At 61.3% G+C, this 22,715-nt stretch carries 21 protein-coding genes; 4 read left to right on the top strand and 17 right to left on the bottom strand.

What is annotated here, in order from left to right; all coding sequences use genetic code 11:
- Nucleotides 1-9: 9 nt before the first annotated feature.
- The 11 genes from AC3WTM_RS12695 to AC3WTM_RS12645 all read right to left on the bottom strand — a co-directional run bounded on the left by AC3WTM_RS12695 (nt 10) and on the right by AC3WTM_RS12645 (nt 12,704).
- Complete coding sequence (locus tag AC3WTM_RS12695) at nt 10-1,146, bottom strand: glycosyltransferase family 2 protein (protein ID WP_102671412.1); 1,137 nt, start codon at nt 1,144-1,146, stop codon at nt 10-12.
- Nucleotides 1,139-2,107 (bottom strand): glycosyltransferase, encoded by a 969-nt coding sequence (locus tag AC3WTM_RS12690; RefSeq protein ID WP_102671413.1) that lies wholly within the window; start codon nt 2,105-2,107, stop codon nt 1,139-1,141. Before AC3WTM_RS12690 ends, AC3WTM_RS12695 begins: the two co-directional genes overlap by 8 nt.
- Complete coding sequence (locus AC3WTM_RS12685; RefSeq protein ID WP_102671414.1) at nt 2,104-3,471, bottom strand: O-antigen ligase family protein; 1,368 nt, start codon at nt 3,469-3,471, stop codon at nt 2,104-2,106. Before AC3WTM_RS12685 ends, AC3WTM_RS12690 begins: the two co-directional genes overlap by 4 nt.
- Nucleotides 3,468-4,562 (bottom strand): glycosyltransferase family 4 protein, encoded by a 1,095-nt coding sequence (locus AC3WTM_RS12680; RefSeq protein ID WP_102671444.1) that lies wholly within the window; start codon nt 4,560-4,562, stop codon nt 3,468-3,470. Before AC3WTM_RS12680 ends, AC3WTM_RS12685 begins: the two co-directional genes overlap by 4 nt.
- On the bottom strand, nt 4,559-6,151 hold the full coding sequence (locus tag AC3WTM_RS12675) for a GumC family protein (protein ID WP_102671415.1): 1,593 nt from the start codon (nt 6,149-6,151) through the stop codon (nt 4,559-4,561). Before AC3WTM_RS12675 ends, AC3WTM_RS12680 begins: the two co-directional genes overlap by 4 nt.
- A gap of 14 nt (nt 6,152-6,165) precedes the next feature.
- Nucleotides 6,166-7,197 carry a polysaccharide biosynthesis/export family protein gene (locus AC3WTM_RS12670; RefSeq protein WP_102671416.1) on the bottom strand — a complete coding sequence of 344 codons (1,032 nt, stop codon included), beginning with the start codon at nt 7,195-7,197 and terminating at the stop codon, nt 6,166-6,168.
- 22 nt (nt 7,198-7,219) lie between these two features.
- Complete coding sequence (locus AC3WTM_RS12665; RefSeq protein ID WP_102671417.1) at nt 7,220-7,867, bottom strand: CpsD/CapB family tyrosine-protein kinase; 648 nt, start codon at nt 7,865-7,867, stop codon at nt 7,220-7,222.
- A complete protein-coding gene (locus AC3WTM_RS12660; protein WP_102671418.1) occupies nt 7,868-8,614 on the bottom strand; it encodes a sugar transferase in 747 nt (248 codons plus the stop codon). It lies immediately after the preceding gene.
- Between the two features lie 44 nt (nt 8,615-8,658).
- A complete protein-coding gene (locus AC3WTM_RS12655; protein WP_102671419.1) occupies nt 8,659-9,663 on the bottom strand; it encodes an NAD-dependent epimerase in 1,005 nt (334 codons plus the stop codon).
- Nucleotides 9,660-11,012 (bottom strand): UDP-glucose dehydrogenase family protein, encoded by a 1,353-nt coding sequence (locus AC3WTM_RS12650; protein ID WP_102671420.1) that lies wholly within the window; start codon nt 11,010-11,012, stop codon nt 9,660-9,662. Before AC3WTM_RS12650 ends, AC3WTM_RS12655 begins: the two co-directional genes overlap by 4 nt.
- Before the next feature lie 651 nt (nt 11,013-11,663).
- Nucleotides 11,664-12,704 carry an AraC family transcriptional regulator gene (locus AC3WTM_RS12645; RefSeq protein ID WP_102671422.1) on the bottom strand — a complete coding sequence of 347 codons (1,041 nt, stop codon included), beginning with the start codon at nt 12,702-12,704 and terminating at the stop codon, nt 11,664-11,666.
- A 71-nt stretch (nt 12,705-12,775) separates the two neighbouring features.
- Here AC3WTM_RS12645 and AC3WTM_RS12640 point away from each other — a divergent pair, with 71 nt between their 5' ends.
- A complete protein-coding gene (locus AC3WTM_RS12640; RefSeq protein ID WP_102671423.1) occupies nt 12,776-13,690 on the top strand; it encodes a LysR family transcriptional regulator in 915 nt (304 codons plus the stop codon).
- 117 nt (nt 13,691-13,807) lie between these two features.
- Here AC3WTM_RS12640 and AC3WTM_RS12635 read toward each other — a convergent pair whose 3' ends face one another.
- The gene (locus AC3WTM_RS12635; RefSeq protein ID WP_102671424.1) at nt 13,808-14,725 is read right to left on the bottom strand and encodes a LysR family transcriptional regulator; all 918 of its coding nucleotides are present in this window, start codon (nt 14,723-14,725) and stop codon (nt 13,808-13,810) included.
- A gap of 97 nt (nt 14,726-14,822) precedes the next feature.
- Between AC3WTM_RS12635 and AC3WTM_RS12630 the strand changes: the two genes are divergently transcribed.
- On the top strand, nt 14,823-15,662 hold the full coding sequence (locus AC3WTM_RS12630; protein ID WP_102671425.1) for an AraC family transcriptional regulator: 840 nt from the start codon (nt 14,823-14,825) through the stop codon (nt 15,660-15,662).
- A 137-nt stretch (nt 15,663-15,799) separates the two neighbouring features.
- On the opposite strand, the gene AC3WTM_RS12625 is transcribed toward AC3WTM_RS12630, so the two are convergent.
- Nucleotides 15,800-16,084: a hypothetical protein gene (locus tag AC3WTM_RS12625; protein ID WP_102671426.1), complete on the bottom strand. Its 285-nt coding sequence runs from the start codon at nt 16,082-16,084 to the stop codon at nt 15,800-15,802.
- A gap of 97 nt (nt 16,085-16,181) precedes the next feature.
- Nucleotides 16,182-16,403 (bottom strand): hypothetical protein, encoded by a 222-nt coding sequence (locus AC3WTM_RS12620; protein WP_102671427.1) that lies wholly within the window; start codon nt 16,401-16,403, stop codon nt 16,182-16,184.
- A 15-nt stretch (nt 16,404-16,418) separates the two neighbouring features.
- Here AC3WTM_RS12620 and AC3WTM_RS12615 point away from each other — a divergent pair, with 15 nt between their 5' ends.
- Nucleotides 16,419-17,519, top strand: a complete 1,101-nt coding sequence (locus tag AC3WTM_RS12615) for a polyamine ABC transporter substrate-binding protein (protein WP_102671428.1) — start codon at nt 16,419-16,421, stop codon at nt 17,517-17,519.
- Nucleotides 17,520-17,662: 143 nt separating this feature from the next.
- Here AC3WTM_RS12615 and AC3WTM_RS12610 read toward each other — a convergent pair whose 3' ends face one another.
- The gene (locus AC3WTM_RS12610) at nt 17,663-18,451 is read right to left on the bottom strand and encodes an AraC family transcriptional regulator (protein ID WP_102671445.1); all 789 of its coding nucleotides are present in this window, start codon (nt 18,449-18,451) and stop codon (nt 17,663-17,665) included.
- A gap of 86 nt (nt 18,452-18,537) precedes the next feature.
- Here AC3WTM_RS12610 and AC3WTM_RS12605 point away from each other — a divergent pair, with 86 nt between their 5' ends.
- A complete protein-coding gene (locus AC3WTM_RS12605) occupies nt 18,538-19,536 on the top strand; it encodes a bile acid:sodium symporter family protein (RefSeq protein WP_102671429.1) in 999 nt (332 codons plus the stop codon).
- 44 nt (nt 19,537-19,580) lie between these two features.
- Here the strand turns inward: AC3WTM_RS12605 and AC3WTM_RS12600 are convergent, their stop codons facing one another.
- Nucleotides 19,581-21,296 (bottom strand): amidase, encoded by a 1,716-nt coding sequence (locus AC3WTM_RS12600; RefSeq protein ID WP_102671430.1) that lies wholly within the window; start codon nt 21,294-21,296, stop codon nt 19,581-19,583.
- 264 nt (nt 21,297-21,560) lie between these two features.
- Entirely contained in the window at nt 21,561-22,715 is a 1,155-nt protein-coding gene (locus AC3WTM_RS12595) for an ABC transporter ATP-binding protein (protein WP_102671431.1), read from the bottom strand.

Below are 22,715 nucleotides of genomic sequence, written 5' to 3'. Positions count from 1 at the left end.
ACGCGCCCCTCATCGATTTTGCTCGGGGTTCCATTGGGCGTAACGCTGACCGCGCAGGAACTGCCACAGGCCGATGCTCATCCCGGCAAGGGTCACCAGGAGGAACGCTGCCAGGCGAAAGGGTTTGGGCAAGCGGTGTTGCGAATCCAGCAGGCCGGCAATGGCCATGGTGTAACCGAGCAGTTGTGCGATCAGGCTCAGGCGATAAAAGCCGTGATCCTCCCACAGCCAGAAATTGCTCAGCAGCAACGGCAGCAACAGGATCGGCGCCAGCCGCCGGATCAGCTTGTGGCTGATCAAGGCAATCGCATACAGGCCGTGGGTCAGCGGGTTCAGCAGCTCCCGGCGCTGGGCCAGGCTTTGCAGGCCTCCCACTGTGATGCGCTGACGACGGCGCAATTGTTTGTCGGCTTCGTCCACACCCTGGTCGATCACCCGGGCCTGGGGCACGTAGACAATCCGCTTGAACGCGACGGGTGCGCAGGTGCTGATGAAGAAGTCGTCGTTGACCTCCGCCGGCACGTTCTGGAACAACTCGCGGCGCAGGGCGAGCAATGCGCCGTCGGCGGAGACCATGCAGCCGGTGCGATTTTCCACGTAGCGCAGCCAGCCTTCATAGTGCCGATACAGGCTGTCGCCCACGCTCAAGCCCTTGCCTGTCACCGGGATCACCATGTGCCCGGCGCAGCCACCGACTTGCGGGTCGTTGAGCGGCGCGAGCAAATGGCCGAGGGTGTCGGTGGACCACTGGTTGTCGGCGTCGGTGAACACCAGGATCGCGCCGCTGCTGATCGCGACCCCGGCATTGAGTGTCGCCGCCTTACCCTGACGGGGCAGATCGAGCACGGTGATGCGCGGGTCCTCGACCCGGCGCGCGCAGGCCACTGTGTCATCGGTCGAGCCGTCGCTGGCGAGGATGATTTGCAGTGAGTGGGCCTGATAATCCTGAGCCAGCACAGTGCGCAGTTTTTCTTCGATATGTCGCGCTTCGTTGTGCGCGGCAATCACGATGCTCACGTCCATCGGTTGTGCCGGTCCATGGCGCGGTGCCGGGTAGAACGGTGCCAGCAACGTCAAAAACAGGGGATAACCGAGGTAGGCGTAAACCGGTAGCAAAAGGCATAACCAGAAAATGAATTCAGTCACGGGCGGGCCTCCTGGCATTCCAATGACAAAGGCTGAGGATGAACCCGGCGCCCGCCAAGTGCAGGCGGACCCAGTGCAGGCCCCAGAGTTGCAGGGTCAGGAGCGCGTCGCGGTGCCTGGCACTCTGACGCAGGCTCAGTGCCAGGGCGGGCAGGACGGTCAGCAACAGCATCAGTAGCGAATGATGGGGGAAACCGTCGAGCAGGGCGGAAATGGCCATGAAATCGATCACCCAGGCGGCAATCGACAGCAACGGAAAACGCAGCAAGCGCAGGTTCGGGCCATGGGTGCGCAGCAGTTGCAGATGACTGCCCTGGCGCCATAATTCCTTGCCCATCCATTCCCGCCAACTGCCTTCGTAGCCCCAATGCAGCGCCACGCTTTGATTGACCGCGAGCAGTTTCGCGCCGGCGTCGACCAGGCGCATGGTCATTTCCTTGTCCTCGCCAGTGCGCAGTTGTTCATTGAAACCACCGACCTTATCGAACCAGCGACGGCGCATCAGCAGGTTGCAAGTGGGTAGCCATTGCGCGACATGCAGCGGCTGCGTATCGGGGCGCAAAGTGCGGCGCTGCCAGGCGTCGGCGTACCACGGCGCTTCGGCCGGAGTATGCAGGTCCAGGCCAATGACATCGGCCTGGCCGTCGGACTCGAGGTCGAACAACAGCTTGAGCCAGTTCTCTGGCATCTCGACGTCGGCATCGATAAAGGCCAGCCATTCGCCGCTGGTGATCGCCGCTCCGCGATTGCGCAATGCACCAATCAACAGACCGGGCAGGACCAGCACCTGTGCACCGAACTGCCGGGCAATGTCCGGGCCCTGGTCATCGGAGCCGTTGTCGACCACGATCAACTCGCATTCGACGTTGGCCGCCTCGGCGGCATGTCGTGCCGCTTGCAGGGTCCGGGCGATGTGCCGGGCCTCGTTGTACATCGGGATGATGATGCTGATGCGGTTCATGCCCTGACCTCCGTCGGCGGGGCTTCTTCGGCTTTAGTACGCAGCACGCTGGTCAACGCGAGCATGATCCACAGGTACTTGTGATTCGGTGCGCTGAGGAACATCAGGAACAACGTCAACGACAGAAAGCTCATGCTCAGGTGGGTCATCAGATCAGCCTGATGCCCGGTTCCTCGCAATAGCCAGGCGCGGCGGGCGCGGATCAGGTTGTACAAACCCAGGGCGAGCATGCCGACGAACATCAGGCCGGCGGGAATACCCAGCTCACTGAAGATCTCCAGGTAGGTGTTGTGGGCGCGACGGTACAGGTCATCGGTCTTGCCGCTCATGGCAAAGGTCTTGGAATAACCGGTGGTAGCGTAGTGCAGCGGGAACGTGCCGGGGCCGGTGCCGAGCAAGGGGTTCTCGGCGATCATGGCGCTGCCGACCACAATGTAGGAGGCACGACGGCCCAGGGACTGGTCCTGACTCTTGGCCCCGGAGCTGAGGATGCTCAGCGACTGGATGCGTTCCACGTAACCGGCCGGCATCGCATAGAGCCCCAGCGGAATTACAATCGCCAGGCCGAGCATGGCAAAGCCCAGGTGGCGTGGACGAATATGTGGCAACTGCGCGCGGTAGTGCCACATGCCGATCATCAGGCTGAGGAGCAACACCACCAGCCCCGAACGGGATTCAGTCTTGGTCATGCCGCCCAGCAGCAAGAGGGCACAGGCCCCCCAGAACAACCGGTGCAACCGGTTCGGGCTGTGCACCACCAGCAACAGCGCCATGGGCACGGCGAAGGCGATCATTAAGGCAAAGTCGTTCGGGTCATTGAGCGTCCCGGACGCGCGGCCGTCGTCCTGGTATTTGGCAGAGAACATCGCCATGGCACAGGTCATCGCGACACTGATGGCAACCAGTCTGGCGAACATCTCGAGGTTCAACTCACGCCCGACCAGCAGGGTGATGACAAACAGAATCAGGCCGACGCTCAATTCGCGCAGGTGGCCCAGGGAGAAGCCCATGTCGTCGGTGTTCAACAGGCTCAGCAGGTACAGCACCATGAACCCGACCAGGAAACGCCAGATATTGCTGCGCAGGCGCTCGGCCGGCAGTTGGTGAATCGCCAGCTGCAACATCAGGATCAGCGCCAGAGAAGCCCCGAGGAACTTGGAACCCGACAACGCGTTGTCCTTGAACAGACCTTCGAAAGGCAGGATGGCGACAATGCCCAACAGGCCCCAGGCCGGCTTGCGGTACAGCACCGCGACACCCACCAGGCCCAGCACCGCTCCCGGCGCCAGGTACGGATAAGGGCTGGCCAGCAAACCGAGGCAGACCAGGCCGAGCAAACTGACGATCGAGAGCGGAATAATCACTCGCGCGGCTCCCGTGCAGTCCGGATATAAAGCTGCGACCAGCGTTCGGCCAGGGCCTTGAGGTCGTAGCGATCCCGTTGCGTACGTTTTGCGTTATCGATCAACTCGCCGGCCAGGGCCGGGTCATCCAGCAGCGTGCCGATCTGGCGGGCGAGGGCAGCGCTGTCGGTGGGTGCAGCGAGCAGGCCGTTGTGACGGTCCTGCAAGACATCGGGAATCCCGCCGACGCCGAAGGCCACCACCGGCACTCCGGCCTGCATCGCTTCGAGCAGAATCATGGGCGTGCCTTCAGTGCGCGAGCTGATCACCAACGCATCGAGTTGCCGCCACCAGGCGCGCATGTCGGTCTGGTAGCCGGGCAGTGTGATGCGCGCCTGCAAGCCTGCCTCGTCGATCCGCGTCTGCAGGCTTTCGCGCTCCGGCCCGTCGCCAAGCATCACAGCGTCCAGTTGCGGGTACTGCTGACACAACGGGATCAGCGCATCGAGAAACAGATCAGGGCCTTTTTCGCTACTCAGGCGCCCGACGTAGCCGGCCAGCCAGCGTTGACGCTCGCCACTGTGCGGCAGCAAGTCGTGGGCTGCCGGCAGGCCGTTGGGGATCACCTGCAGTTTGTCCGCGCGCACATTGGCTTGGCGGTGCAGAGCGGCAATGCTTTCGGCGACACACACCACCCGGTTCACCGAGGCCGTGCGGCACAGTTGCAGGCTCAGCCAGGTGTAGAACTTCTGCTTGCGACTGCGTGGGGTGAAGCCGTGCTGGGTGATCACCAGTGGCAGGCGCAACAGCGTCGCGCCGACCCAGCCGAACAACAGGCCCTTGAAGTTGTGCGTATTGATCAGTGGCCGCTGGTTCCGTCGCTGGCGCAAATGCCCCAGCAACGCGACCAGGCCTGCACAGCCGAGGCAATCGACACCGGCCTCGCGAAATCGCGCGATCAGTTCTGGCGGCGCATCGAGAAACAGCACCTGGTGCTGCCCCGGCGTCGCCAGGCAATGATCCAGCAGCATCCGCTCGGCCCCATAGAAGCCGCCGCTGCTGAGCAAATGAATGATCGGCAGGTCGTGGGTGGTGCCGAGCGGCGCGTTCAATTGCGCACCCAATGTACGAGGGCTGGTACGCTCCAGCTCTTGTGCGGATTGTTTGGCAGGGTGCTTTGGTCATTGATCACCAGCAGCACCGGCAAGCCCAGTTCATGGGTGATTTGCGCAGGGTGCTTGAAGCGGTGGTCGAAGAACTCACGCACATAGACCAGGGCAATCGCCAGCAGCAAACCGGTGAATACTCCAAACGGAATGATCAGCATCGGCTTTGGGAACGCCGCTTCGGTCGGTTCGAACGGCGGGCTGAGTACCCGTGCGTTGGACAGGTCGTTGTCCAGTGCGCGCGCAGTGCTGCTTTCGGCGAAGCGCTGGGCATAGGTGGCGAACGCCTTGTGCAGCGCGTTGATTTCGGTGTCCATCTGCCGCAGCTTGCTCCGTGTTTCCTGCAACTGGTGGATGCGATTCTTGAACTCGGCAATGCGCGCGGTTTTCTGCTCGATGACCGAGCTGATCGTCGCCAGGTCGCTGGTGCGCTCCTGAATCCGGTTGCTGACAATCTTCAGGAATTGCCCACGGGCCCGGATGATTTGCTCGCGGGTCATTTGCATCGGCTCACTGCCGGGCTGAAAGACCGCCAAGTCGTCCATATAGCGGCTGACCAGGGTTGTCAGTTGCTCACCCAGTTGCTTGATCTCGCGGTCTTCGAAAGCGACGCTGTCAACCGTGGTGGTGAAGGTGTAGGGGAAGGTGTAGTCGTTGAATCTGGCGTTGTTGGCGGTTGCCAGGCTGGTTTTCAGGTAATCGAGCCAGCGCTGGCTTTGCAGCAGTCGGTCCTGATACAGGTTGAGCGCCTGCTCCTCGGTGTTGATCGCGTTGAGGCGAAACGTGATTTCTTCCTTGGGGTCGGACGAACCGATGCTTTCGAGCAAGGCCAGGCGATTGGCTTCCAGGCCATCGAGACGCACCTGGTACTGCAACTTCTTGGTTTCGTAGAAGCTCTGCGGAAGGTCGATGGACTGCATTTCCTGGCGGCTGACCAGGTAATTTTGCAGCAGGGCGGTGACGAATCGGGTGCCCTGGGCCGGGTCAGGAAAGCGGTAGACGATCGAGATCACGTTGGAGCCCGGCAAAGTTTCAACCTTGAGGGCAGCGGATGCTTGCTGCGTGAGGGCATCGAGCACGGTGTCGCGTACCGGATCGGTCTGTAGTCCGAGCAGGTTGCGGATCGGGTTGGTCACGTGTTCGCGAACGGGATTGGTGACAAACCGTTTGAACGGCTGCACCAGCAGTTTGTTGAAGGCGCTCACAGGTAGCGTGTACTCACCCTTTTCGCGCAACTCGCTGATGGTCTGGCGGATCAAGGCCGGCGAACGCAGGATGTTGCTCTCGGTCTCCATGTCCGCCAGCGACGGTGGAATGAAGGAAGCGTTTTCCTGATTGAGGGTGCTGGTGGCATCCCCCTGGGAGATTTTCTTGGACTGCACGATCACCTGGGCGGTGATATCGAAACTCTGCTTGAGCAACAGCGGCAAGACCACGGCGATCACGGCAAAGATCAGGAAAACTCGCTTCACCAGCTGCTTGTTGGCGAAGAAGATCCTGAAGAACTCATGCAGGTAGTTTTCCTTTGGATTCATGGGCCACCTGAGAGTTAATTGCTGTTGTCGTCTTTGTTGTCGACGCGGTAGCTGAAGCTGAGGCCCATGCCCTGGAACAACACGACGTCCGCCAGTTGCCGCGCGAGCTCACCGGCGCTGGCCAGTTTGGTTTTGGGCACGTACAGCATGTCGTCCGCTTGCAGGTAGGCGATCTGGGTGGCGTCGCCGGACAAGGCGTTTTCCACGTCGTAACGATGCGCGACCACCTGGTTGCCGTTGCGCCGCATGATCATCACCGAGTCCAGGCGTGCCTTGACGTTGGAACCGCGGGCCATGGTCAGGGCTTCAAGCACCGACACCGGGCGGCGGATCGGATAGGCGCCCGGCTGTCCGACTTCACCCAGTACATAGATTTCGTTGCCGGCGGTGGACTTGAGCAACACGTCCACGGTCATGCGCCCCGGCAGGGTGGCGTAGCGTTTATTTAGATAGGCCTCCAGTTGGTTGACGGTCATGCCGTGCAGCGGCACGGCGCCGATTTCCGGGAAACTGGCGTAGCCGTCAGTGCCCACGGTGATTTCCCGGCTCATGCCGGTGGCGGGGTGGTTGAGCACGGACTTGAGGTTCCACTCATTGGCCAGAGGGTTCACCACCATCACTGACAGCTGATTGCGGTTGGGCTGGAACAGCTGTTTGCGATCGTAGGCGCGCTGAATCGCGTCCCGTGCTTCATCGCGGGTCAGGCCTTCGATTTTCACCGTGGTGTTGGCCCCAGGCAGTTCGATGGTGCCATCGGGCAGCACCAACTGGTTGCCGTTGAGCTGGCTGGCGGCGGTGAACTTCAGCGCGATCGTGTCCCCGGACTGCACGCGATAGGCGGCCGAGCCACTGGTACTGATGTGGAAGATCACGTCCAGCACATCCTGTGGGCGCAGCGTCTGCTCGACCTTGGGTACGTCGGTGGCTTGGGCGTTGGCCGGTGGGGCCGTGAGGATTTGCACCGGCATGCTTTGGGATTCGTCGGAGGAAGTGCTGGAGCAACCTGCAAGGGGCAGCAACAGCAGGACAAGCATCTTGGCGTTCATGGCGTCATCCTTGTCTGACTGCTCACAGGTTTCTGTACAGCCATTCGGGCATGTAGTACTTGCGTCGGTTGAACACGCTGCCGACCAGCTTCGCTCCCGCCTGGCTCAAGCGCTGGGCCGCGGCCTGGGCCACCTCCCAGCGGGTGTCTTCCGAGCGCACGACCAGGATCACGCCGTCCACCTGGGTGCTGATGACCAGGGTGTCGGAGGCCGAATACACCGCGTCGCCGTCGATCACCACGAAGCGGTACCGGATGCCGAGTTGATCGAGCAGCGGGCTCAGGCGCTCGGGTGTCAGGTGTTCGTTACCACGGGAGTAGCGGCCAAATGGCAGAACGTGAAAGGGCAGGCTGGAGACATCCACCACACAGTCCTGCAACAAGGGCGGGCTCTGGGTGTTGAACAATAAGTCGCGAAATCCCCGTTCCTTGCTCAGCCCCAATTGTTGCGTGAGGTTGGTCGCCGACTGACTGGCATCCACCAGCAGCACCAGGCCGCTGCTCATCTTCGCCAGTTGACTGGCCAGCGCCAGGGCGCTGGTAGTAGTGCCTGCGCCGGGGTTGGCGGCGGTCAGGAAAAGGATCCGCAGGTTCTGGTCGAGCACGGTCGATGCCAGATTGGACTCGCTCGGGCTGGCAATGCTGAGGCTTTTAGCCGTTGACCCGTCCATTTAACTCGCTCCGTGACCGCTGAAAACTTTTAAAGGGGTTTTCAACAGAATCCTCAAATCAAGCAGCGGGCTCTGCTTGGAGATGTAGGTGAGATCCAGCTCAACGCGCTGATCGAAGTCGATATTGCTGCGCCCGGAGATTTGCCACAGGCCGGTCATGCCGGGGTAGATGCTCAGGCGCACAAGGTGTTTGTTCTTGTAGCGGTAGGCATTGAACGAAGTCGGCCTGGGGCCTACCAGGCGCATGTCGCCAGTCACCACGTTGAACAGGTTCGGCAGCTCGTCGAGACTGGTGCGCCGCAGGAAGCCGCCAATACCGGTGATGCGCGGGTCCTTGTCGATCTTGAAATCGATGGCGTCGGTGCCGTGCTTGTTCAGGTGTCGCAGGGACTCCTTGAGTTCCTCGGCGTTGACGACCATGGTGCGGAATTTGTACATGCCGAACATGCGGCCGCGGTAACCGGTACGCTTTTGCACGAACATCACCGGTCCCGGGCTGGTGAGTTTGATGGCCAGCGCCAGCCCCAGCAGCACCGGGGAAATCAGCACCAGGATCAGCAGCGCGCCGAGGCAGGCCAGGATGCGGTTGGTGCGTGACAGGGTCCATGGCCGGCCACCTTCGCGACCGGTTATCCAACCACAACCCTGCATGTGGATCGCGGCATCCATGCGCATGCGCTGCTCGGGGTCCAAGCGCTTTTCTCTACGCAAATTGCTAAGTGGCACACCTTTTTCGTGTTCAGACATAAATTCTCCGCAGAGTTCATGCGTGTGCGGCATGAGGGACGCAATCAGTAGTAAGAGCGGAACCAGGCAACGAAGCGCCTCAGTCCCTCATCCAGCTCGATACGCGGTTGGAAATCGGTAGCGCGGGCCAGCTCACTGGCATCGGCGCAGGTGTTGAGGACATCGCCGGGTTGCAGGGGCAGCAGTTCGACCCGGACTTTTTGCCCCATGTGTTTTTCCAGCAATGCCAGATAGTCCTTGAGCGCTACCGGGTGCTGGCCACCGATGTTGAAAATCCGCCAGGGTGCCATGCTCGTGGCCGGGTCTGGTTGTTCGCGGTCCCATTGAGCGTTGGCTTGCGGTGGGCGGTCGATCAGGCGTGTGATGCTCTCGATAATGTCGTCGATGTAGGTGAAGTCCCGCTGGTGCTCGCCGTAGTTGAACAGCTTCAGTGGCCGTTCTTCTGCGATGGCCCGGGCGAACTGGATCGGCGACATGTCAGGCCGTCCCCAGGGGCCGTACACCGTGAAGAAGCGCAGCCCGGTGCAGGGAATACCGAACAGGTGGCTGTAACTGTGGGCCATCAATTCGTTGGACTTCTTGGTCGCGGCGTACAGCGACAGTGGATGATCCACACCATCGTGCACCGAGTACGGTGTGTGCTGGTTGGCGCCATACACCGAACTGGAGGAAGCGTAGATCAAGTGTTTGACCGGGTGGTTGCGGCAGCTTTCGAGGATGTTCAGGAACCCGCTCAAGTTGCTGTCCAGGTAGGCCCGGGGATTTTCCAGGGAATAACGCACCCCGGCCTGGGCCGCGAGGTGGATCACGATCTCCGGTTTTTCCCTGGCAAACAGTGCCTCGATGGCCGCTGTATCGGCCAGGTCAACCATTGAGAGCGGGAAGGGGCGCGTCTGCTCCTGCACCCAACGCACGCGATCGTGCTTGAGTTGCGGATCGTAGTAGCTGTTGAAGTTGTCGAGGCCGAACACCTGGTGTCCATCGCGCAACAGTCGCAGCACGCAATGGGCACCAATGAAGCCGGCTGCTCCGGTGACGAGAATCTTCATGGATGGACGGCCTCGGGCTTGATGCGGCGCAAGCCGATGCCACTGTAATGCAGGCCGGCGGCCGCCGCCTGTTCCGGGCTGTACAGGTTGCGCCCGTCCACGATCACCCGTTTTCGCAGTTTGCTTGCCAGCCTGTCGAAGTCCACTACGCGGAAGTTCTTCCACTCGGTGCAGATCACCAGGGCATCGGCGTCTTCGAGTGTGTCATCGCGGGTAGCGCACAGATGCAGGTCGTCGCGGTAGCCGTAAATACGCCGGCATTCGGACATGGCTTCCGGGTCGTAGGCTTGCACGCTCGCACCTTCAGCCCAGAGCGCCTCCATCAGGTTGCGGCTCGGTGCTTCGCGCATGTCATCGGTGTTGGGTTTGAACGCCAGGCCCCACACGGCGATGGACTTGCCAGCCAGTCCACCGGGAAAATGCGCCTTGAGTTTGCTGAACAGGATATGCCGCTGGTGGTCGTTGACGTCGGTCACGCTACGCAGCAACTTCAGGGACATTCCGGCGTGTTCGGCGGTGTGCAGCAGAGCGCGCAGGTCCTTGGGGAAGCAGGAACCGCCGAAGCCGCAACCGGGATAGATGAAGTGGTAACCGATGCGCGGGTCCGAACCGATGCCTTTGCGCACGGCTTCTATATCTGCTCCCAGTAACTCGGTGAGGTTGGCCAGTTCGTTCATGAAACTGATGCGCGTGGCCAGCATCGCGTTCGCTGCGTACTTGGTCAACTCGGCGCTGCGGTTGTCCATGAACATCAATTTGTCGTGGTTGCGGCAGAACGGTGCGTAGAGCTCGCTCATCTGGCTGCGGGCTTCATCGTCAGCAGTTCCGATGATGATCCGGTCCGGGCGCATGCAATCGGCCAGGGCACTGCCTTCCTTGAGAAACTCCGGGTTGGACACCACCCGTACCTTCAGCGAACCTTTGCCGCCGCGCCGCAACTCTTCAATGGCAGTGGCACTTACCTGGTCCGCCGTGCCTACCGGCACCGTGGATTTGATGATCAGGGTGCGGTCGGCCTTCATGAAACTGGCAATCTGCCGAGTCACGTTCAGCACATGGCTGAGGTCGGCCGAACCGTCTTCGTCGGCGGGCGTACCAACGGCGATGAAGATCAGCTCGGCGTGCTCTACCGCATCGCTGGCTTGAGTGGTGAAGAGCAGGCGACCGGCCTTGATGTTTTCTTCAAGGGTGCCGCAAAGCCCCGGCTCACTGATCGGTGGCACGGCCTGTTGCAGTTGTCGGATCTTGTTCGGATCGATGTCGACACACAGGACGCGATGTCCGACATCGGCCAATGCAGCTGCTTGTATCAGGCCAACATAGCCCGTACCAAATACGCTCACGTCCATATCAGCGTGCCTCGTGAAACGGTGGAGAGTTGCAAAACCAGACTGTCAAAAGGGGGTATAGACCAGCCTCGGCAAACCGTATCAGCAAACCGGTAGGTTGAAGGGGAAAGACGTTCCCGAATGTGGGGCTATTGATATCAAAGTCGTACCACTATTGGGTTTCATTCCTCCCGATTTTGACTGTTCGGCGAAAGTCTCAAGAAAGCGACATTCTGTCGAAAGCCTTGAAGTACAAGGGGGGTAGCGGCTTGGGGGGGCAGGGCTTAGTCACCGATGTAATGACGACTTTTCACAACGGCTGACAGTTCTTACGAACAGTTCGCGCAATTCGGATGTTAGAAAATGTCCAACAATCTATTGGTCAAGTGCCTGTCGAGTCATAGCAAATTCAATGAGGCTGTCTTTGTCAGCCAACTGCCTGTGAGCGGCAACGGGCGTCCATTCAATGGTCGCCTACACCGGGGTATCTCGGCTGTGTAGCCGAGGATCGGTTGGCAGGAGTCCATGAGTGTGATGTTGTCGGGCCTGGCCGGAATGTTGATCATGCCGGTGCAGTGAATGGCAAACGAGTCACCGATCATGATGCCTTCCAGCACATCCTTGGTTGCGCCCAATCGACAGTGGTCATTGGGGTCGAACGCGTGTGGTTTTTTATCGACCTTGCCGGGTTCGCCAGGCACCCGGTGCACACCCCAGCCACCGCAGGCAGGCACGATTGAAGCTTTGCACATCGCTGTAGCCCAGGCGGTCGGAAATCTCCACCAGCTCCAGGTCCGTTCCCTGCAAAAAATCTTCGGCCCGGTAGCGACGGTATTCGTCGAGCAACTCTGAAAAACTCCAGCCCAACGCCTTCAAGCGTCGAGCGGCGGTGCGCTCGAGCATGTGCTGGGTGGTACAGAATTGCTGCCAGTTGGCTTCGGCGAGGTTGCCGATCAAATGGTCGCAGACTTGCTCCAGCAAGGTTGGTTCACTGTTGCGTCGGGTCTGCTCCAGTAGCTCGATCAGCGTGTGTTCCAGTTCATGATTGCCCGGCGTCAACGGGATGACGAACAACTGTGGATCGAGGCGGATCGAGTGCTGCGCCTGCCCCCATTGCACCGGTGCGCGAAAGGCTTGTTGATGTTCCTGCGCGTTGGCCGTGCAAGCGCCGGCCAGCCCGACGCCCAGAACCGGATCACGCTCCAGGCCGCTGGCGAGGAATTTGCGTCGCAACATGCTGCACAGGCTGATGAGAATGTAATCGGCGGTTGCCGCGCAGGTTTTCACACTGCCGCGGTCGAGCAGGTGCAATTGGACGCTGTCGTCGCCGCGCACGATCCGCGCCTGGAAGTGCCCGTTGAAAAACGGAAAGAAACGCACGAAATACTGGCAGGCGCTGTCCAGTGAGTCGGCCACGTCGAACAAGTACGTCAGGCCATTGGTAGCGGTGGAAACGAAACGCCGGCCAGACGCCAGGCCGATCAGCGGGTCGCCGGTCTGCTCCAGGGCAAACGCCCAGAAGCGCCGCGACATGAACAGCGGAATGCGCATGAATGGCGTGCGCAACTCGAACAGGCTACGACGAAACAGGCCCTCGATACTGTCCCGGTCCACGCCACGGGCCAGCAACTCTTCGATGGCCGGCAGCAGGGTCGGCGCGTAGAACGCATTGGGTATCGATTGATCGCGTAGTGGCTGATCGCTTTTTGTCATTTAGGGCTCACAGCTCGTTCCGCAACACTGGTTAGGCTGCCCGACGTTAAGCGATTTGCCGGAGCAAGACCATGCTTGATTTACGCCAACTCGATTTGAACCTGTTGCTTGCCTTCGATGCGATTTATCAGCAGCGCAGCGTCACCCGTGCGGCCGAGGTGATGTGCCTGTCGCAACCGGCCATGAGCAATGCGTTGCGTCGCCTGCGCGAGTTGTGCGGCGACCCGCTGTTCATCAAGAGTCGCCTGGGGGTGACGCCGACACTGGTCGCCCATCGTCTGGCCGACTACGTGCGTGCAGCGCTGGAGTCATTGCGCGATGGCTTGCGCATGATTCCCGCCGCGCGGCAGAACAATCCACTGCTGCGCATCAGTTGTCTGGATTGCCTGCAACCGGTGTTGCTCGATGCCTTGCTCGAGTCGCCCCACGCCGATTGGCAGGTGCGTTATTTCCAGCCCCGGCGCCGCGACGCCTTGCAGGATCTGGCCAGCGGCAAGCTGGATATCCTGATCGACCTCGACCAACCGCTGGCCGGGCTTGCCGGCCTGCACAAACAGGCATTGCCCGCCGACCATTATGTGTTCGCCTATGGCGCCGCGCTCAAGGAGCCGCCGCGCACCCTGCAGGAGTATCTGGAGCAGCCGCAGATCCAGGTGTCGAGCCGCCGCGACGGGCTCAGCCCGGTGGACTTGCAGCTTGGCTTGAAAGGCCTGCGCCGAAATGTGGCGATGAGCACCCAAAGCACCCTGGCCGCGAAGCTGATCACCGATCGCCAGCCGTTCGGCATCAGCCTGCCAAGCCGGGTCGCCAACGTGCTGGGCCTGCAACATGTGCCGCTGCCCCTGGACGAACCCGTGGCATTGAAACTGGCGCTGTACATCGAGTCGCGCTATCGCTTCGAGCGCAGCCGCGAGGAGGCGATGCACTGCCTGCTGCGCGCCCTTGGTGAGCCCCGGGCCTTGCAGTCGCTGGCGCGGCGCGCGTGATCTACCCCTGCAGGAGCGAGCCTGCTCGCGATGGAGTGTCATTCACCGCTGTGTCGACTGATACACCATCGCGAGCAAGCTCGCTCCTACAGGGATTTGTGCGTGTTCCGGATGTGCCTAGTTCGACGCCAGCAAGCGTCGGTCGACCGTCAGCACAGCCTCAACCATCGCCAGCGCGGCGGGTGTCAGGGAATGCCCGGCTCGGCTGACGATGCCGTAATGCAATTGCAGGCCGGGATCCTCCTGGGGCACGTCGGTAAACTCCAGCAGCCGGATCAGGCCCTGGTCCACCAGTTCGGCCAAGGCCTCCATGGTGGCTATACCCACCGCATCGGAGCGCATCACCACGCGGCGGATCGCATCGAATTGCGCGCACTCCACGCTCGGGTTGAAGTCCGCCTCGCCCTGCACATCGGCGAGGATCTTGCGGATCATCGGCGGTATTCGCGTGCCGACCACCGCGTAATCGAGCAGGGCGCGCAGGGACGGGTTCTGTTGCTGCATCAAGGGATGACCAACACGGCAAAAGAACCGCCCACGTCGAGGGCGTAACAGCTGAACCTGGTATTGCGGGTCGCCAGTGAAGTACCGCGCGTCGGCTACGAGGAATTCGATCTGCTGTTCGCGAAGCCAGACCGCCAGTTGCTCCCAGTCGCCTTGGTGGAAGCTGATGCGGATCGCCGGGTGAGCCTGGATGAATTCCGCCAGCGCCTCGGGCACCAGTACCTGGGCCGGGTACGGGCCGCAGCCGAAGTGCAACTCACCACCGGTCAGGCCGTTGTATTGCGTCAGTTCGTTTTGCAGGGCCTGGCTGCCGGCGAGCAGGCGCCGGGCATGTTGCAGTACCAGTTCACCCTGGCCAGTCAGACGGAATTCGCGGCTGCTGCGTTCCACCAGCGCGCAGTCGAGGTCGCGCTCCAGGGTCTGGATGCTGCGACTGAAGGCGGGTTGGCTAAGGTTGATCGCCTCGGCGGCACGGCCGAAGTTGCGGTAATCGGCCAGGGCGACAAGGTGGCGGAGTTGTCGTAGGTCCATCATGCGTCTCCTGCATTTGTCGGATACTTTTAATGCATTGGATCGATATCACAGGGGCTGGCATAAGTACACGCCTGTCTTCTCGCCGTAACTTGCCATGACCAGCCAACCGTTCATCTCCAGCGCCTTCACCCGTACCATTCTCAGCCATGCCCGGCAGTCCGGACTGTGCCAGGACCAACTGCTGCAACGGGCCGGCATCTGCCTGTCGTTGCTCGAAGGGCAGGACCTGCACGTGCCCGCGCACCTGGTCGAACGCCTGTGGAATGAATGCGAGCGTGCGGGCGCCGGGGTGTCGTTTGGCTGCGAACTGGTTAACGGTATGGCGACTACCACGTTACGGGGTTTGAACATTCTGTTGGATTCCGCCGCGACCCTTCGCGCGAGCCTGGCGTGTTTCACTGACTTCCTGCCGCGGGTGACCAACTACGTAGTAGCGGAACTGGAGGAGGGTGACGGGCAGGCCCGCTTGCATTTGCGCAGTGTTGACCAGATGCCGCATTTTTTTGGTCTCGATGCGGCAACCCTGACGTTGGTGCGCAACATCGCCCGACGGTTGGGGCGCGCGCCGGCCGAGGTGTTTATCGCGGTCCACTTGACGCCGCAACAGGCTGCCGGGCAGTGGTTGCGTAGCATGGGTGTCGAGGTGCTTGAGGGTTCACATCCGTGTCTGAGCCTGCCAGCGGCCAGTCTCGGTGAGCCTTTGCTGGGGGCCAATGGGTTTTTGCATCAGAGCATGTTGCGGCACTGGCAGACTGCTGGGACGCAACACACCCGTAGCGATAGCCTGGAATTGGCGCGGCACTGGTTGACGGCGGGGGACCAGCCGATTGAGCGGATTGCCCAGCGATTGGGGTATCGGCAGCCGAGCAATTTCATTCGGGCGTTTCGCAAGCAGTTCGGGATTACGCCTAAGCAGTTTCGCCTTGGTTTGTAGTCCGGGGTATAGGGCTTTGGTGATGGGGTACATATCCGTTTCTGCGGTCATGGCCACTTACGGTTCTTGAGGAACGAGTTGGCAGGCTTCACACAACCCTGGGGGACCTTGTCGCTCAGGTCCCGGTTGTCGACCGCTTAGAACGACCACGCACCGGACTCATCCTGATGATGCACGACGCGCTGGTTGTGCTGCTCGGCATCGGCGATGACCACGCGACTCTGTTCGTCGACATAGAAATAGGCGCCGGAGGTGTCGGCCATGGATAGCGGCCCAGCAGCTTTAGGGTGCGTGTCGGAGCTGTAGCCATCGGAATGCATGTAGCTGCTGCCGTTGCTGGTCAGCGGTTGCGGGTCATAGGGCTCGGAACAGGCACTGAGCAGGCCGAGCAGGGGCAGGGCAAGCAGGAGTGGAGCACGCATCGAAGCCTCGCCAACTTGTTATTGGTGTGTTGCGCAATAAGCAGCTACGAGGCTGACCGGGCATCGGCTGTTTGGTCTAACCTCGGTGAAAGGCCTCTCACCGCTGATCAAAACGGACATGTATTTTGGCCATTTTGATCTCCTTTTGGCCTGCCTCACGCTGTGAACCGGAGACGCCGTCAGCAAGAATCAGATGCGGGTGGCTGAGTCGGCAACCCAAGGTGTAAACCACAACCAGACGCTTCACTTCCTTGCCCTTGGCTGTTTTCAAGGCTGCTGCCGTGTACAGAACATAAAAACCATCGAACTCACGCCACACTTGGGGAAATGATCCATGGACTCAATGAAACGCATACTGGGCGCCACCCTTTGCGGACTGTCGCTGCTGGCCAGCGCGGTGCATGCCGAACAGCGCGAATTGCGGGTGTACAACTGGGCGGACTACATCCTGCCGTCCGTGCCGAAGGATTTCGCCAAGGACAACGGGATCAAGGTGACCTGGGACACGTTTGACACCAACGAGTCCCTGGAAGCCAAGCTGCTGACCGGCAACTCGGGCTACGACCTGGTGGTGCCGTCTAACCAGTTCATCGAAACCCAGATCAAGGCGGGCGTGTTCCAGAAACTCGACAAGTCCAAGTTGCCGAACTGGTCGCACCAGGACCCTGCATTGCTCAAGTTGCTGGACAAGAACGACCCGGGCAACCAGTACGGTGTGCCCTACATGTACGGCACTGTGCTGATCGGTTTCAACCCGGCCAAGGTCAAGGCGGCGCTGGGTGAAAATGCGCCGGTGGACAGCTGGGACCTGGTGTTCAAGCCCGAGAACATGGAGAAGCTCAAGGCCTGTGGCGTAGCGATGCTCGACTCACCGTCGGAGATCTTGCCGCTGGCGCTGCATTACCTGGGGCTGGATCCGAACAGCCAGAACCCCGATGACGACGAAAAAGCCAAGGCATTGATGCTCAAGGTTCGTCCCTACGTCACCTATTTCAACTCCGCCAAGTACATGACCGACATCGCCAACGGCGATATCTGCGTGGCCATCGGCTACTCCGGCAGCTTCTATCAATTCGGCAATCGCGCCAAAGAGGCGGGCAACGGCGTGGTCGTCGACTGGCGCCTGCCGAAAGAAGGCGCGCCGATCTGGTTCGACACCTTCGCCATCCCGAAAAGCGCGAAGAACGTCGCCGAGGCCCACGAGTTCCTCAACCACCTGCTGGACCCGAAAGTCATCGCGCCGATCAGCGACTTCCTCGGTTACCCGAATGCCAACAAGGACTCGCTGGCGCTGATCAACAAGGACATTACCGGCAACCCGAACCTGACACCGACCAGCGAGGCATTGAAGACGCTGTACGTCGTGCAGCCATTGCCGCAAAAGCTTGAGCGGGTCCGTACCCGGGTCTGGACCAGCATCAAGTCCGATCAGTAACGCCGGGATCTTTATGTGCAATCCCTGTAGGAGCGAGCCGGCTCGCGATGGTCGTCAACGATAACGTTGGTTGGCAGGTGCCCCGCGGCGTTCTCGGGTTTTTCGCGAGCAAGCTCGCTCCTACAGGTTGTCTTGTGCAGGGCTCAGCGAAAAAACTCCCCCGGTGTTTCGCCGAACTGCTGGCGGAAGGCGGCGATAAACGCCGACGTCGAGTCGTAGCCACAGGCCAGCGCGACGTCGGTCACTCGCTCGCCCTGTTCCAGTGGCGTCAGGGCGCCGAGCAGGCGCAAGCGCTGGCGCCAGGCGCGAAAACTCAGGCCGGTGTCGCGCAGGAACAGGCGACTGAGGGTTTTCTCGGTGACGCCGAATTGCTCGCTCCAGTGACTGAGTGTGGTCTGTTGCTCCGGGTGCGACTCCAGGCTTTGCGCGATTTGCCGCAATCGACTGTCCTGGGGCAGCGGCAGCATCAAGTCGATCTGTGGTGCCTCGGCCAACTGATCCAGAATCACCTGGGCCAACCGGCCGTGCGGCCCGTCCTGATCGTATTCCACCGGAACCTGACTGAAGGCGCGGATCAACTCGCGCAACAAATCGCTGACCCCTAGTACATGACAGCCCGGCGGTGCCCACGTCGAAACGCTGCAATCGATGTACAGGCTGCGCATTTCCGTGCGCGGCGAACTGAACACCCGATGCGGCATGCCTGCCGGAATCCACACGGCACGCTCCGGCGGGGCCACGAAACGCCCGACGCCGGTCTGTATTTCGAGCACACCCGCAATCGCATAGGAAAGCTGCACCCACGGGTGGCTGTGGCGCCGGGTCAGTGCGCGATTGGGCAGCGATTCGGTACGGCCGTAGAGCGGTCGTGGCAGGCTGGACAGCCCGGGAATACTGCGTCGAACACTCTTGTCATGTCCTTTAGGCGGCATCAGCTGGCTCATCGGCGTTAGTCGGTAATTATCAGGCACGTTAGAGTCGCTTTCATGTACTGGCAACCCCCGGATGATCACCCCCCATGACTCGCCCCCGTTTGTTACCCGACAACTTCACCCTGACCCTGATCGGCGTAGTGACGCTCGCCAGCCTGCTGCCCGCCAGCGGCCAGGTCGCGCTCGGTTTTGGCTGGCTGACCAACATCGCCATTGCGCTGCTGTTTTTCCTGCATGGCGCCAAGCTGTCCCGCGAGTCGATCATTGCCGGTGCCGGGCACTGGCGCCTGCATTTGCTGGTGTTCAGCCTGACGTTCGTGCTGTTTCCGTTGCTCGGTCTGGCGCTCAAGCCGCTGCTGTCGCCGCTGATCGGCAATGACCTGTACATGGGCATGCTCTACCTGTGCGCGCTGCCCGCCACGGTGCAGTCGGCGATTGCCTTTACTTCGCTGGCGCGGGGCAACATCCCGGCGGCGATTTGCAGCGCGGCGGCGTCCAGCCTGTTCGGGATTTTCCTCACGCCGTTGCTGGTGACCCTGCTGCTGAATGTCCATGGCGAAGGCGCCTCGACCCTCGACGCCATCCTCAAGATCAGCGCGCAGTTGCTGCTGCCGTTCATTGCCGGGCAGATCGCGCGGCGCTGGATCGGCAACTGGGTGGCGCGCAACAAGAGCTGGTTGAAGTTCGTCGACCAGGGTTCGATTCTGCTGGTGGTCTACGGCGCATTCAGCGAAGCGGTGATCGAAGGCATCTGGCAGCAGATTCCGTTGTTGGATCTGCTTGGGCTGGTGCTGGTCTGCTGCATCGTTCTGGCGCTAGTGTTGGTGGCCTCGACCGTACTGGGCAAGGCATTCGGCTTCAACCGGGAAGATCGCATCACCATTCTCTTCTGCGGCTCGAAGAAAAGCCTGGCGACCGGCGTGCCGATGGCGCAGGTGCTGTTTGCCGGTAGCACCATTGGCTTGCTGATCTTGCCGCTGATGTTGTTCCACCAGATTCAACTGATGGTCTGTGCGGTGCTGGCACAGCGTTATGCCAAGCGGCCGGAATCGATTACCGAGCTGATGGCCCAGGTTGATCCCTGATTTGCCAGCCGTGGCGGCTCGAGTGAGCCGCCACGGTTTACGGGTCAGCGCTTGTCAGCGACCAATGGCGGGGTACGCGGCGGGATCATGCGTTTGCTGCCGGTCGACTCGAACGCCGACGCCAGGTGCAGCAGCGACGAGTCGTCATAGGCGCGCCCGGCAAACGTCAGGCCGACCGGCATGCCGATGTCCGGCATCACGCCCATCGGTACGGTGACCGTCGGCACACCGAGATGACGGATGGCGAGGTTGCCGTTGGCGACCCATACGCCGTTGCTCCAGGCGATATCCGCCGATTGCGGATCGACATCGGCATTCGCCGGACCCACATCGGCCACCGTCGGGAACAGCACCGCGTCGAGGCCCAGGCGATCCATCCAGTCTTCCAGATCGATCTTGCGGGTCTTTTCCAGGCCGCGCAGGCCGTCCGGCACCGTACTGATCTGATCCCATGGCGTGATACCGCGTTCGGCCATGCGCACGTATTCATCCATGCCGGCGGCCAGGTCACCCTCGCGGTTGGGCAGGGTGCCCGGGTCATGAGGGAAGATCTGCGGGCCGTCGACATCGACGAGGCGATTCAGTTTGGGATCGCCGTTCGCTTGCAGGAAATCATCGAAGGCCCAGGCGGAAAGGTCCCACAGTTCATGGTGTAAAAATTCCTTGGAGACGATGCCGCGATTGAACACGGTCGGCGCACCAGGGCGATCGCCCTCGCAATTGGAGACCAGCGGGAAGTCCACTTCGAGCACTTCAGCGCCCGCGGCTTCGAGGGCCTTGCGCGCCTGTTCCCAGAGCCCGATCACCGAAGGACGAGTGTTGATGCGTTGGCCAGTCGGGCCACCGATGCCCGGTGCTTCGGAGGTGCCGGCTTCAGGGTCGGCGTTGATGTACATGCGCGGGATGCCGAATTTCTTGCCTTTGAGCGCATCGCTATTCGCGGCCAGCGCGGCATAGGACTCAGGGCGTACCGAAGAAGATTTCGGGATCGGCACCCAGGGCTGCAGGCGCCACAGGTCGCCACGGGTGTCCGGGTCATCGGCCACCACCACGTCGAGCACTTCGAGCAGGTCGGCCATGGTCCGGGCAAACGGCACGACCACGTCCATGGTCGGGGTCAACGGCCAGTTGCCGCGCACCGAGATCACGCCGCGCGAAGGGGTGTAGGCGCACAAGCCATTGTTCGAAGCCGGTCCACGGCCGCTCGACCAGGTTTCTTCCGCCAGGCCGAAGGCCGAGAAACTGGCCGCGGTCGCCGTGCCGGCACCGTTCGACGAGCCGGAGGCGAAAGGGGCGGTGAGGTAGTCAGCGTTGTACGGGCTCTCGGCGCGGCCGTAGACACCACGCTGCATCCCGCCGTTGGCCATTGGCGGCATGTTGGTCTTGCCCAGGCAGATGGCCCCGGCGGCGCGCAGGCGTTCGATGGTGAACGCATCGCGATAGGCGACCAGGTCCTTGAAGGCCGGGCTCCCGGAAGCGGCGGTGAGGCCCTTGACCAGATAGCTGTCCTTGGCGGTGTAGGGGATCCCGTCCAACGGCCCCAGCGTCTGGCCCTTGGCGCGACGGGCGTCGGACGCCTGGGCTTCGGCGAGCGCCTCGGGGTTGCGAACCACGACCGCGTTCAGTGCGGTAGGCGTTTCGGGGCCGTCAAAGGCGTCGATCCGCGCAAGATAAGCCTGAACCAGCTCAACAGAGGTGGTCTGGCCGGATTCGAGCGCGGCGCGCAACTCGGCAATGGAAACTTCGGTAACTTCGATCATGCTGCCACCGCCGCTTGCAGGTGGAGGGTCCCAAACACTTCACTTTTCTCGAAATGGACTTTCATATCGTTATTCTCGTTGCACTGTGTGGCACGACAGGGTCGGGTGTTAAAAATACTGAGCACTATTTAGCATTAAACCGGGATTTTAGGAATCCGTTGTCCAATTTATCTTACAGGCGACAGAAAAAAGGCCACCACAACCCGACGTTGTGGTGGCCCGAGGGTGACTCATTATAGTGGCCCGCGCGCGCAGGCCAATGGATCAGTGAGCGCCGGCGGCCTTGTTCAGGTCGCTTTCGGCCCATTCGGTGTAGACGCAGGCATCCGCGGTAGCCCAGCGCACCCGCACCGGGTCACCGGACTTGAGCGGCATGCCGGCGGCGGACAGCGCCTTGACCGTCATCGAGGTGCCGCCAGCGGTGACCACGCTGCACGTCTGGCTTTCACCCAGAAACAGCACTTCCACGACCTTGGCCGAGACTTCGTTCCAGCCGGCGGCCAGCGGCTCGGCAATGGCTTGTTCATTGCTCAGGGCCAGGGCTTTTTCCGGACGCACCATCAGCAGCACGTTCTGATCAGTTTGCAGGCCCGCCGTGAGTCGGATCGACAGCGGTTGCCCCTCGAAGGTCGCCACCGCATTACCCTGGGCCTTGAGTTTGAGGAAGTTGGAGTTGCCAAGGAACGAGGCGACAAAAGCATTCGGTGGATTCTGGTACAGGTCGTAGCCGCTGCCCAGGCCGACGATCTTGCCGTGGCTGAAAATCGCGATGCGCTGGGACAGGCGCATGGCTTCTTCCTGATCGTGGGTCACGTAGACGATGGTGATGCCCAGGCGCCGATGCAACTGACGCAGTTCGTCCTGCAAGTCTTCGCGCAGTTTCTTGTCCAGTGCACCGAGGGGTTCGTCCATCAGCAGGATGCGTGGCTCATAGACCAGCGCCCGTGCAATGGCCACGCGTTGCTGCTGGCCACCGGACAGTTGCGAAGGGCGGCGATGGGCAAACTGCTCAAGCTGCACCAGCTTGAGCATTGCATCGACCCGGCGTTCGCGTTCGGCGGCGGCCAGTTTGCGGATGGCCAACGGGAAGGCGATGTTGTCGCGTACCGACAGGTGCGGGAACAGCGAATAGCGCTGGAACACCATGCCGATATCGCGTTTGTGCGGCGGCACATTCACCAGCGACTGGCCGTTGACCAGGATCTCGCCGCTGCTCGGGGTTTCGAAACCGGCCAGCATCGACAGCGTGGTGCTTTTGCCCGAGCCACTGGAGCCGAGGAAGGTGAGGAATTCACCGTCCTTGATGTCCAGCGAGATGTTGTCCACGGCGGCAAAGTCGCCGTAGTGCTTGTTCAGGTTACGCAGGCTGACCAGGGGCTTGTCATTTTGCTGCGCGGAATCGTTGATCACTGCACTCAT

The sequence above is a fragment of the Pseudomonas sp. EU05-FHT14B02 genome, from assembly GCF_058791055.1.
This window is presented reverse-complemented; position numbering and strand designations above follow the sequence as displayed.